This window comes from Actinobacillus porcitonsillarum (assembly GCF_003101015.1).
In the GTDB taxonomy this organism is placed as follows: Bacteria; Pseudomonadota; Gammaproteobacteria; order Enterobacterales; family Pasteurellaceae; genus Haemophilus_A; species Haemophilus_A porcitonsillarum.
Map to the genome: position 1 here is coordinate 1,545,279 of NZ_CP029206.1, position 12,859 is coordinate 1,558,137.

The following is a 12,859-nucleotide window of genomic DNA, read 5'->3' on the forward strand; positions in this document are numbered from 1 at the left end:
TTTGATAGCCGCCTCTACAAATCTGAAATAAAACGAATGTATTATACAGACTTTTTTATACAAAATCGCCAACTATTTTACCATTTACAAAAAAACGTAAAACCTTTCATAAAAAGGACCGCTTGTATTTTCAAATGGACAAATATCCACAGATCATAGAAAATATATTTCAAATTGAGGAAATAAAGAAAAACATGAGTAACGAAATCATCAATTATGAAGGCGTTGAGCAAATGCCGATTAAGCGTTTTACTGAAGATGCTTATTTAAATTATTCAATGTACGTCATTATGGATCGTGCGTTGCCGTTTATTGGCGATGGATTAAAACCGGTACAACGCCGTATTATTTATGCGATGTCCGAATTAGGGTTAAATGCAACGGCAAAATATGCGAAGGCGGCGAGAACTGTCGGCGATGTATTAGGTAAATTCCACCCGCACGGCGATTCAGCTTGTTATGGTGCAATGGTTGGTATGGCGCAAGATTTTACCTTCCGCTATCCGCTGATTGATGGTCAAGGTAACTGGGGGAGTTTAGAAGATGATGCCGCAGCTTATCGTTATACAGAAGCAAGATTAACCAAAATCGCAGCGATTTTACTTTCTGAATTAGACCAAGGTACAGTTGATTTCAAACCGAATTTTGATGGTTCTAAAGTAGAGCCGGTCACTTTCCCTTCTCGTTTACCTCATATTTTATTGAATGGCTCAACAGGGATCGCGGTTGGTATGGCAACGGATATTCCGCCACACAATATCAATGAAATTGCAGAAGCAAGTGTGATGTTATTGGAAAACCCAAAAGCGACATTAAGCGATTTATTAACGGTTGTTCAAGGCCCTGATTACCCAACAGAAGCTGAAATTATTACGCCGAAAAGCGATATTGCTAAAATCTATGAGCAGGGACGTGGCTCAATCAGAATGCGGGCAGTTTGGAGCAAAGAAGATGGCGAAATCGTCATTCAAGCCTTACCTCATCAGGCTTCGCCCTCTAAAATTATTGCACAAATCGCTGACCAAATGCGTAACAAAAAATTACCAATGGTTGATGATATTCGAGATGAATCAGATCATGAAAACCCAATTCGTATCGTGATTGTGCCTCGTTCTAACCGTATTGACTTTGATGCTTTAATGGATCATCTGTTTGCGACCACAGATCTTGAAAAAAGCTACCGTGTTAATATGAATATGATTGGTTTGGACGGTAAACCGGCAGTTAAAAACTTACATGAAATTTTAACGGAATGGCTCTCTTTCCGCCGCTCAACCGTTACTCGTCGTTTGAATGACAAATTAGATAAAATTTTAAACCGCTTACATATTTTAGACGGTTTAATGATCGCCTTTCTCAACATTGACGAGGTGATTAGTATCATCCGAAACGAAGATGAGCCGAAAGCTGTGTTAATGGCGCGTTTCAATTTAAGCGATATTCAAGCGGAAGCGATTTTAAATCTACGTTTGCGTCATTTAGCAAAATTAGAAGAACACGAGTTACAAGCGGAGAAAAATCAACTGGAAAGTGAGCGTGATGAACTGCGTCTCATTTTAGGTTCAGAACGCCGTTTGAATACATTGATTAAAAAAGAAATTCAGGCAGATGCGAAAACATTTGCAGATCCTCGCCGTTCTCCACTTGTGGAGCGAGCAGAAGCGAAGGCGATTTCAGAAAGCGATTTAACTCCAACAGAAGATGTTACCGTTATTCTCTCTGAAAAAGGTTGGGTAAGATGTGCGAAAGGACACGATATTGATGTAGAAGGATTAAGCTACCGTGCCGGAGATGGTTATTTAGCGCACACAAGAGGTCGTAGTAATCAGCCGGTGGTTTTCTTAGATAGCACCGGACGAACCTATGCTCTCGATCCGACTTCATTACCATCTGCTCGCTCACAAGGCGAGCCGCTTACCGGTAAAATTACCTTACCGGAGGGAGCTACTGTTGAGCAAGTATTGATGGCAGCACCTGAAACTAAAGTGCTGATGGCTTCAGACTCTGGATATGGATTTATCTGTACTTTTGAGGACTTAGTTTCTCGAAATAAAGCCGGTAAAGCGGTGATTTCTTTAACCGAAAATGCAAAAGTGCTTGCGCCACAACTTATTGATAATGAAGAAGATATTTCACTGGTTGCAATGAGCAGTGCAGGAAGAATGTTGGTTTTCCCTCTTGCCGAACTACCGATCTTATCGAAAGGGAAAGGGAATAAAATCATCAATATTTCGGCACAGGCTGCCAAAGAACGCAGTGAATTATTGGCCCGCTTATTATTGATTAAAGCAAATCAATCATTAGTCTTTGTGTCGGGCAAACGGAAAATTACGTTAAAACCGAGCGATATAGATAATTATCGGGGCGAAAGAGCAAGAAAAGGCTCACAACTCGTTCGAGGCTTAAGCATTAATGCTACGGTCGAAATCGTAGATTAAATTGTCCACTCTCAAGCGGTTGTTTTTGTGTTGGTTTTTGCAAAAGATCAATCAAAAACAACCGCTTGCTTTTCTGATTTCTATTTTGTTCGGTTTACTGTACAATAAAAAACATTTTTTAGAATTAAATTACACGAAGCCCTCTTTTATGATGCAACAAGAATTGGCACAAACTATTCCCGAGCTTATTACTTGGACGAAAGAGCGAGAGTTTTCTCTTTCTCTTCCTCCTGAACGCCTTGCCTTCTTACTCGCTATTTCTATTTATAATAATGAACAAATTGACGGCGAATTGTTGGAAAGCGATCTAATTGATATTTTTCGCTATGTTTCACAAGTTTTTGAACAATCTGAAGCAACGCTGATTCAGCGAGCCAACAATGCGATTAATGATCTCGTTAAGCAGCGTTTTTTGAACCGTTTTTCCAGTGAATTTACGGAAGGTTTAGCCATTTATCGTGTAACACCGCTTGGCGTTGGTGTTGCGGATTATTATGTTCGCCAGAGAGAGTTTTCAACCTTAAGACTTTCTATTCAGCTTTCCATTGTTGCCGATGAAATTCAGCGAGCTTCAGTTGCCGCAGAAGAAGGGGGCGATGAACGTTTTTGGCGGAATAACGTATTTGCGCCGTTAAAATATTCAGTAGCGGAAATTTTTGACAGTATAGATCTTTCGCAACGAATGATGGACGAAAATCAACATCAAATTCGTGAACAAATTGCAACTTTGTTAAGCCAAAACTGGCACGAAGCAATTATGAGCTGTGAGCGTTTATTAGATGAAACCTCAGGCAATTTGCGTGAGTTACAAGATACGCTCAACGCTGCAGGTGATAAATTACAAGCGCAACTTCTGCGAATTCAAAGCTGTTTAATTGGTCGCCACGATTTAGATTTTATCGACCAGTTGGTCGTCAATTTGCAGAATAAACTGGATCGTATTATTAGCTGGGGGCAGCAGGCAATCGACCTTTGGATCGGTTATGACCGCCATGTTCATAAATTTATCCGTACCGCCATTGATATGGATAAAAATCGTGTTTTTGGGCAACGTTTACGCCAATCTATTCAAAACTATTTTGAGTCGCCGTGGTTGCTTTATACGGCAAAAGCAGAAAGTTTACTTGACTTGCGTGATGATGAAAGCGAGTTAAATGAAGCGGAAGCCGTTGGTGAATTACCGCATGAGTTGGAATATGAATCTATGACTGATGTCCAAGAGCAAATCATTGCTATTATGCAAGCACACCTGGCGCCTTTCCGCGAGCAAAATAAACCGATTGACCTTGGTGCAATTTTACGTGAACAGTTGGCTTTATATCCGCAATCACGTCATTTTGATATAGCTAGAATTATTGTAGATCAAGCGGTCAAATTGGGGATGGCAAGTTCAGATAATCAAGCCATTTACCCTGAGTGGCAATCTATTAACGATTACGGCGCTGAAGTACAAGCGAATGTGATTGACCAGTATAATAAATAGAGAATAAATAAAATGACAGATAATATCCAAGATGTAATATCTCCTAAATTAGCATTAGCGATTGCTAACCCGATTTTTCCGCAACTTGATAGTCAATTAAGAGCAGGGCGACACATTAGTCTAGAAGCTCTTGATGAACACGCTTTTTTGATGGATTACCAAAGCGAGCTTGAACAGTTTTATCGCCGTTATCACGTCGAACTTATTCGTGCACCAGAAGGCTTTTTCTATCTTCGACCTAAAGCAACAACTTTGATTGCTCGTTCAGCGATGTCTGAAATGGAAATGTTAGTGGGGAAAGTACTTTGTTATCTCTATTTAAGTCCAGAGCGTTTGGCACAACAAGGTATTTTTAGCCAAGATGATGTTTATGAAGAGCTTTTAAATTTAGCCGATGAAACAAAACTTCTCAAAGCGGTAAATCCACGTTCAACCGGTTCGGATTTAGATAAGGCGAAGTTAGCCGAGAAAGTAGGCGGTGCATTACGCCGTTTAGGGCGTTTAGGAATGATTACCCGTGTTGGCGATCAAAACAGCAAAAAGTTCGTGATTGCGGAGTCAGTGTTCCGTTTTGGTGCAGATGTGCGAGCAGGGGACGATCCACGCGAAGCACAACTTCGTTTAATCCGTGATGGTGAAGCGACAAAACCTACGATTGAAAAAGAGCAAGCGGTGAGTTTTGACGAAGAATTTGCAAATGAAGAAGAATTGAATGGTGAGGAAGAATAATGCAAGAGCTAGAATTACAAAATATCCCACAAAACTTACCGCTTACTCGTGAAGGTATCGCTCGTGGCAAATTCCGTTCCCTAACCTTAATCAACTGGAACGGTTTTTTTGCACGGACTTTTGATTTAGATGAATTGGTAACAACCCTTTCGGGCGGTAACGGGGCGGGTAAATCGACCACGATGGCTGGTTTTGTGACGGCGTTAATCCCTGATCTCACCTTGCTCAACTTCCGTAATACCACCGAAGCAGGCTCAACGTCTAGCTCTCGTGATAAAGGTTTATACGGTAAATTGAAAGCAGGCGTTTGCTATTCCGTATTAGAAAGTATTAACTCTCGTGGGCAACGTGTTTTGACAGGGGTTCGTTTGCAACAGGTTGCCGGACGTGACAAAAAAGTCGATATCCGTTCATTCTCTTTACAGAATGTTGCTTCAAACCAACCTGTTATTAGTGTTTTTACCGAGCAAGTAGGTGAAAAAGCACGTGTATTAGCATTGAATGAACTTAAAGATAAATTTGAGCAAAGTGAAGTTCAATTTAAGCAATATCATTCAATTACAGACTATCATAGCTTCATGTTTGACTTAGGTGTTATTCCTAAGCGTTTACGTTCATCGGGCGACCGTAGCAAATTCTATAAATTGATTGAAGCCTCTCTTTATGGTGGTATTTCAAGCGTAATTACCAAATCATTGCGTGATTACCTCCTACCTGAAAATACGGGCGTTCGCCAAGCTTTCCAAGATATGGAATCGGCATTACGTGAAAACCGCATGACTCTTGAAGCGATCAAGGTCACTCAATCTGATCGTGACATGTTCAAACGTTTGATTACAGAATCAACTAACTATGTTTCTGCGGATTATATGCGCCATGCGAATGAGCGTAGAGGTAATGTGCAAGCTGCGCTTGAGCAACGTCAAGCTTGGTATAGTTCAAAATCCAAACTAGAACTTGAACAACAGCGCTTAGTGGAGTTTAGTCGAGAAGTCGCTGAAATTTCTGAGTCAGAGCACGGGTTAGAGGCTGAATATAATTCGGCGAACGATCATTTAAATTTAGTGATGAATGCACTTCGTCATCAAGAAAAAGTAGAACGTTACCAAGATGAAGTAGAAGAGCTAAATGAAAAGATTGAAGAGCAACAAATGGCGATGGAAGAAGTTTCGGAAGCCGTAGAACATGCTCAAGCTCAAGCAGATGAAATGGATGATCAAGTTGAAGAACTCCGTTCTCAATTAGCCGATTATCAACAGGCACTAGATGCTCAACAGACAAGAGCATTGCAATATCAACAGGCAATCAACGCACTTGAAAAAGCTAAGCAACTTTGTGGCTTACCGCATTTAGATTTACACAATGTGGAAGATTATCATGCAGAATTTGCTGCTCAAGCTGAAGATTTGACTGATCAGGTATTTGATTTAGAGCAGCGCTTATCTGTTTCAGATATGGCAAAAACGCAGTTTGAAAAAGCGTATGAATTAGTGTGCAAAATTTCAGGCGAAATTGACCGCTCGCAGGCGTGGGAAGAAGCGAGAACATTACTCAATGCGTTTTCAGATCAGAAAATGCAGGCGACTCAGGCTGTGGGATTACGTCAAAAATTGCATGAGATCGAACAGCGTTTACATCAACAACAAAATGCAGAACGTTTGTTAGCTGAATTTAATCAAAAAGCACAAACGGAACTAACCGATGCGGAATCTTTAGAAAGTTATTTTGAAGAGCAACAAGCGCGTTTAGAAGATCTTGAAGCCGAATTAGCGGAATTTGTTGAGGTGCGTTCAACACAACGCCAACAACGTGAGCAATTAAATCAACAATATAATCAGCTGGCTAAGAATGCACCTGCGTGGCATACGGCTCAATCAGCTTTAGTTCGTTTAGAAGAGCAATGTGGCGAAAAATTTGAAGCAAGCCAATCGGTTATGCAATTTATGCAAACGATGCTTTCAAAAGAGCGTGAGGCAACATTATTACGTGATGAGTTAGCGCGCAAAGAACAACAATTAGATGAGCAAATTAGCCGTTTAAGCCAACCGGATGGTTCTGAAGATGCACGTTTAAATCAATTGGCAGAACGTTTTGGTGGGGTATTACTTTCTGAATTATATGATGATGTTTCTCTTGATGATGCACCCTATTTTTCAGCACTTTATGGCGAGGCAAGACATGCTATTGTCGTTCGTGATTTAGAAGCGGTTAAAAATCAGTTAGCGACATTAGAGGATTGTCCGGACGATCTTTACCTCATCGAGGGTGATCCTTCTTCTTTTGATGATGCGGTATTTAGTGCGGAAGAATTAAAAGAAGGGGTCGTTGTTAAAGTTTCGGAACGTCAATGGCGTTATTCTAAATTCCCTGAAGTGCCGTTATTTGGACGTGCTGCGAGAGAAAAACATTTAGAAACATTAAAAACAGAGCGTGATGAAACGGCAGAAAAACACGCAGAAAGTGCTTTTGAAGTCCAAAAATGCCAACGTTTACATCAACATCTTAGCCAATTTGTCGGTACGCATTTAAATCTTGCATTCCAAGAAAACCCTGAAATTCTTATGCAAGAAATTGCAGCTGAGCGTGCTGAAATTGAACGTGAGTTAAATCAAGCGTCTGGCGATGAGCAACAACTTCGTCACCAATTAGATACGACAAAAGGACAGTTACAACTTTTAAATAAAATTTTACCGCTTGTTAATTTATTGGCAGATGAAACGCTTGAAGATCGTGCAGAAGCTTGCCGTGAACAGTTGGCTGAAGCCGAGGAAAATGAATACTTTATCCGCCAATTTGGTCAGGCTTTAACCCAATTAGAACCTATTGCAGCAGCATTAAAGAGCGACCCAAGTAAATTTGAACAACTTGAAGCCGACTATCAACAAGCTAAAATGCAACAAAAAGCGTTACAACAGAAAGTTTTTGCTCTTTCAGATGTGATTCAACGCCGTGTACATTTTAGCTATGAAGAAACTGCAACGGTTGAAGGCACTGGTCTTACAGAGAAATTACGTACGCAATTGGAATCTGCGCAACGTAATCGTGAGCAAGCTCGTGAACAGTTACGTCAGGCACAAACACAATTTACGGAATATAACCAAGTTTTAACGCGTTTACGTAGTTCCTTTGAAGCTAAAAATCAAATGCTTCAAGAGCTAATTCGTGAAATTGATGATTTAGGTGTAAGAGGCGATGCTGGGGCAGAGGAGCGAGCAAGATTACGCCGTGATGAATTGCAACAACGCTTAAGTCAACAACGTGCTCGTAAAGGTTATTTAGATAAACAACTCGGTACGATCGAAGCTGAAATTGAAAACCTCACTCGCCTTTTACGTAAAGCAGAGCGTGATTATAAAGCGCAGCGTGAAATGGTCGTACAGGCAAAAGTGAGCTGGTGTTTGGTGCTGAAACTCTCTCGTAATAGCGATGTGGAAAAACGCTTAAATCGTCGTGAGCTTGCTTATCAATCGGCGGAAGAGTTGCGTTCGATTTCGGATAAAGCCCTTGGGGCATTGCGAACCGCAGTGGCAGATAACGAATACTTGCGTGATAGCTTGCGTGCGTCAGAAGATAGCCGTAAACCTGAAAATAAAGTGGCGTTCTTTATTTCGGTTTATCAACATTTGCGTGAACGTATTCGTCAAGACATCATCAAAACGGACGATCCGATTGATGCGATTGAGCAGATGGAAATTGAGCTATCTCGCTTAACCAATGAACTGACCAGCCGTGAGAAAAAATTGGCGATTAGCTCAGAAAGCGTGGCAAATATCTTGCGTAAAACCATTCAGCGTGAACAAAACCGTATTTTGCAACTGAACCAAGGCTTGCAAAATATTGCCTTCGGTCAGGTAAAAGGGGTGCGTTTGGTGGTAAACATTCGTGATACACACGCAATGTTATTAAATGCGCTAAGTAATGAACGTGAGCAACATAAAGATCTGTTTGAGAGTGAAAAATTAAGCTTCTCTGAAGCATTAGCAATGTTGCATAAACGTGTCAATCCACATATTGAAATGGGACAACGCACACCACAAACCATTGGCGAAGAGTTATTGGATTACCGTAATTATCTCGATCTCGAAGTGGAAACCGATCGTGGTGCAGATGGCTGGCAACGAGCGGAAAGTAGCTCACTTTCAACCGGTGAGGCGATTGGTACGGGTATGTCAATCTTGTTAATGGTGGTGCAAAGTTGGGAAGAAGAGTCTCGCCGTATGCGTGCTAAAGATATTCTGCCTGCTCGCTTACTCTTCCTTGACGAAGCAGCACGTTTAGACGCAACCTCTATCAATACCTTGTTTGAACTTTGTGAACGTTTAGATATGCAGTTGCTTATCGCCGCACCAGAGAATATCAGTCCGGAACGTGGTACAACTTATAAATTGGTACGTAAGATTACCAATAACCAAGAATATGTACACGTGGTTGGTTTGAAAGGATTTGGTCAAGCTTAAATAATTTATGGACGCCCTTGTGGCGTCCGTTTTTGTATAAATATGATGAATAATTTAAAAGAACAACTCTTGCAGTTTAATGAACAGCAGAAATCACATTTTGATGCTGAAAATATTTTAAATCTCTTGCATGAACGCAGTGATTTTTATGATAACTGTTTGCTCCGGCTTTGGGCGGAATTTGGTTTTCATCAACGTTCAGATTTAGCTTTGATCGCCGTAGGTGGGTATGGAAGACGAGAGATGTTCCCATTATCTGACCTTGATATTTTAGTCCTCGCTGAAAATGAGCTTGATGAAGCAACGCATACTCAATTAAACGCACTATTTAATTTGCTATGGGATGCAAAATTACAGGTTGGGGCAAGTATTCGGACGGTGGCAGAATGTATTGAAATTGGTAAAACAGAAATTTCTGTTGCCACCAATATGTATGAAAGCCGCTATTTAACGGGCAATAAATTACTTTGGCAAAGTTTAATGGAGCAGCTTTACCAAGATGATTTTTGGGCGATAGAAGCGTTTTTCCAAGCGAAGATTGCAGAAAAAAATGAACGTTATGAGCGTTATCATAATACGAGCTATAATCTGGAGCCTGATCTCAAACATAGCCCAGGCGGATTGCGTGATTTGCATTTGATTTCATGGATTATGCTTCGTCATTATGGTATTCACGATTTTGAGACGTTGTTTAATCGAGGATTACTCTATCCAGAAGAATATCAAACACTTAGCCAAGCACAAGCGGTCTTATTTCGTATGCGTTTTGCACTACATATGCAATTAAAACGCTACGACAATCGCTTACGCTTTGATCGTCAATTAAAGTTAAGTGAGCAATTAGGCTATCAAGGCGAAGGAAACCAGCCGGTTGAGGCGATGATGAAAGACTTTTTCCAAGCAACGCAGGCGATTTCTCAACTAAGTCAATTATTACTGGCAAGCTTTGAGCAAGATGTGTTGAATTCGCAAAAAACAGGCGAAAAACAACCGCTTGATCATTATTTCTATTGCCAAAATGGTGTTATTGATACTGAAAATTATCGCTGTTTTAGTCAAGAACCGCACTCGATATTAGATCTTTTCTATCATTTGACACAGAACCCTACGGCAAATGTTAAAGCGACAACATTACGCCACCTAAGAATTGCGTTACAAAAATTAAAGCAACCGCTTTGTGAGCTGGCTCAAGCCAGAAGCCGTTTTATCCAAATTTTTCAGCAGCCGAATATGGTGGCCCGGGCGATTGTACCAATGCACCAACTAGGCGTTTTAACCGCTTATTTCCCTGCGTGGAAAGGCATTGTTGGCTTAATGCAGTTTGATTTATTTCATATTTATACCGTAGATGAACACACAATTCGGGTAATGTTAAAACTGGAAAGTTTCTTAGATAGCCAAACGCAGTCATCTCACCCATTATGTTATGAAAAATTTAGCCAGTGCGATCATCGAACATTGGTCTATCTTGCCGCCTTATTACACGATATTGCCAAAGGGCGAGAGGGCGATCACGCAGAAGTGGGCGCAGTAGATATGTATGACTTTGCGATCTTACACGGATTTAGTGAAGCGCAAGCACAGCAAATGGCGTGGTTGGTCAGAGAACATTTAACGATGTCGATTACAGCGCAGAGACGAGATATTCACGATCCGAATGTGGTAAAAACCTTTGCGGAGGTTGTCGAAAATCAGACTGCATTAAGCGATTTGGTTTGCTTAACGGTTGCGGATATTTGTGCGACAAACGAAACGCTTTGGAATGATTGGAAGCGGACTTTGCTTTCTCAGCTTTATCAATTTACCAGCCAGCAGCTGGTTGCCGAATTAGACTACCAAAAAGAGGCAGAAAATAATCGTTTAGAAGCGGTTGAACTGATGAAATTTGCACTCACTGCCGAACAACGGAAAAGATTGCAGGCATATTGGCAACCTTGCCCAGCGAGTTATTTCTTACGGAACAAACCGAAACAATTGGTTTGGCACGCTTTATCATTGTTAAAGCAACAACGTTTGCCGTTAGTTCTGGTCGGGAATGAGTATGCACGAGGGGCTACCGAAATTTTTATTCACTGTGAAGACCAAAATCAACTGTTCGCCCGTATTGCGCAAGAGTTAAGCCAGAAGAAAATTAGCATCCACGATGCGCAAATTATCACGAGTGAAAACGGCTTAGTCTATGATAGTTTTATTGTTACAGAGAGCAACGGGCAAGCATTGAATGAAATACGTTGTGAGCAAATTCAACAATCTTTGATAAAAGTGTTGTTAGATCCTGCGAGTAAAACATTTAAAGCGATTAAAAAACCGATTAAACACCAAACTTTTAAACGTAAAACGAAGGTACGCTTTTTAGCAAATTCGCCACCAAATCAGACCGCTTTTGAACTGTTTACATTGGATCGGGAAGGGCTATTAGCACAGCTCAGTCATATTTTTAATCAGTTAGAATTGGTGCTGATCAACGCAAAAATTACCACGATTGGGGAGCGAGTAGAGGATTTCTTTGTCGTAAGTACGTTATCTCATGAAGCGTTGAGCGAAGAACAACAGCACCAATTAAAACAGCATATTCTCGACGAGCTTTCACACTAAGAATAAAAGCAGGTGTTACCCTGCTTTTATTTTAAAATTTAATGTTTTAGTAACCCAGAAGATCCTTCTGAATAGTCACGAGGTTGATTTTCATCGGGAGAATCGTTTTGGGCGAGTTTGAAAAATTCAGTTTGCTGTTCTTCAGGAAGTAATTGCGAAGAACTTTGTGCAAGATGTGTATAAAGCTTTTTATAATCTTCCGCTAGGGTTGAGAGTAATGTCGCAGAATGTGCAAAATGTTGCTCTAATTGATGTTTTTGCTCTTCCACTTTTGATTTCATCGCTTTTAAATCACTTTCAAGTTGTAACTGTTTTTGTACATTTCGGCTTGTAAAGCGAACCAAAATTACACCGACAGCTAACCCCACAACAAAAGCAGAGCCAACGGCTCCCCACACAGCAGTTGTCCATTCTGTCATAATCAACTCCTTAATTGTTATTAAACTTCGCTAATACTTTTAACATTTTATTTTGAAATAGGAAAGGTGTAATATCTAAAAATGAGAAGTAAGCGACAAAATCAAAAAATTTATGCGGAAAAGATTAGATCTTTGCCTATAAAATCTGTATAATCCACGCACCCTGTTTTTGTTTGGACTTTCCCGCCAAACAGTTTGGTCTAGATTAGACTCGAAGGGGTCGGATTTAGCCGTAAAATTATAGGTAATATCTGAAAAGATATTGGGTTTAAACTTTAAATTTTGGTATTTAATTAATGAAAACTTTTGTAGCAAAACCAGAAACAGTAAAACGTGACTGGTATGTAGTAGATGCGACAGGTAAAACTTTAGGTCGTTTAGCTACTGAATTAGCACGTCGTCTTCGTGGTAAACACAAGGCTGAGTACACTCCACACGTAGATACAGGTGATTACATCATCGTTATCAACGCAGAGAAAGTAGCTGTAACAGGTAAAAAAGAAACTGATAAAATCTACTACTGGCACACTGGCTATGTAGGTGGTATCAAAGATGCAACCTTCAAAGAAATGATTGCACGTCGTCCAGAAGCAGTGATCGAGATCGCAGTAAAAGGTATGTTACCAAAAGGTCCTTTAGGCCGTGAAATGTTCCGTAAATTAAAAGTTTACGCAGGTAACGAACACAACCACGCTGCACAACAACCACAAGTTTTAGACATCTAATCACGGAGCAGAA

Annotated in this window: 7 protein-coding genes; 6 read left to right on the forward strand and 1 reads right to left on the reverse strand. The window is 40.5% G+C overall.

Annotation, left to right across the window (positions count from 1 at the left end; translation table 11 throughout):
- Nucleotides 1–194 precede the first annotated feature (194 nt).
- The 5 genes from parC (at nt 195) to glnD (ending at nt 11,702) form a co-directional block, all read left to right on the forward strand.
- Nucleotides 195–2,438, forward strand: a complete 2,244-nt coding sequence (parC, locus tag DDU33_RS07420; protein ID WP_005819451.1) for a DNA topoisomerase IV subunit A — start codon at nt 195–197, stop codon at nt 2,436–2,438.
- Nucleotides 2,439–2,589: 151 nt separating this feature from the next.
- Nucleotides 2,590–3,921 carry a chromosome partition protein MukF gene (gene mukF / locus DDU33_RS07425; RefSeq protein WP_108925275.1) on the forward strand — a complete coding sequence of 444 codons (1,332 nt, stop codon included), beginning with the start codon at nt 2,590–2,592 and terminating at the stop codon, nt 3,919–3,921.
- A gap of 12 nt (nt 3,922–3,933) precedes the next feature.
- A complete protein-coding gene (gene mukE / locus DDU33_RS07430; RefSeq protein ID WP_108924132.1) occupies nt 3,934–4,650 on the forward strand; it encodes a chromosome partition protein MukE in 717 nt (238 codons plus the stop codon).
- Entirely contained in the window at nt 4,650–9,107 is a 4,458-nt protein-coding gene (gene mukB / locus DDU33_RS07435; protein WP_244175307.1) for a chromosome partition protein MukB, read from the forward strand. Before mukE ends, mukB begins: the two co-directional genes overlap by 1 nt.
- A gap of 45 nt (nt 9,108–9,152) precedes the next feature.
- Nucleotides 9,153–11,702 (forward strand): bifunctional uridylyltransferase/uridylyl-removing protein GlnD, encoded by a 2,550-nt coding sequence (gene glnD / locus DDU33_RS07440; protein WP_420807416.1) that lies wholly within the window; start codon nt 9,153–9,155, stop codon nt 11,700–11,702.
- Between the two features lie 38 nt (nt 11,703–11,740).
- On the opposite strand, the gene DDU33_RS07445 is transcribed toward glnD, so the two are convergent.
- Entirely contained in the window at nt 11,741–12,121 is a 381-nt protein-coding gene (locus tag DDU33_RS07445) for a Z-ring associated ZapG family protein (RefSeq protein WP_108924138.1), read from the reverse strand.
- Between the two features lie 296 nt (nt 12,122–12,417).
- Here DDU33_RS07445 and rplM point away from each other — a divergent pair, with 296 nt between their 5' ends.
- A complete protein-coding gene (gene rplM / locus DDU33_RS07450) occupies nt 12,418–12,846 on the forward strand; it encodes a 50S ribosomal protein L13 (RefSeq protein WP_005596850.1) in 429 nt (142 codons plus the stop codon).
- The last annotated feature ends 13 nt before the right edge of the window (nt 12,847–12,859 follow it).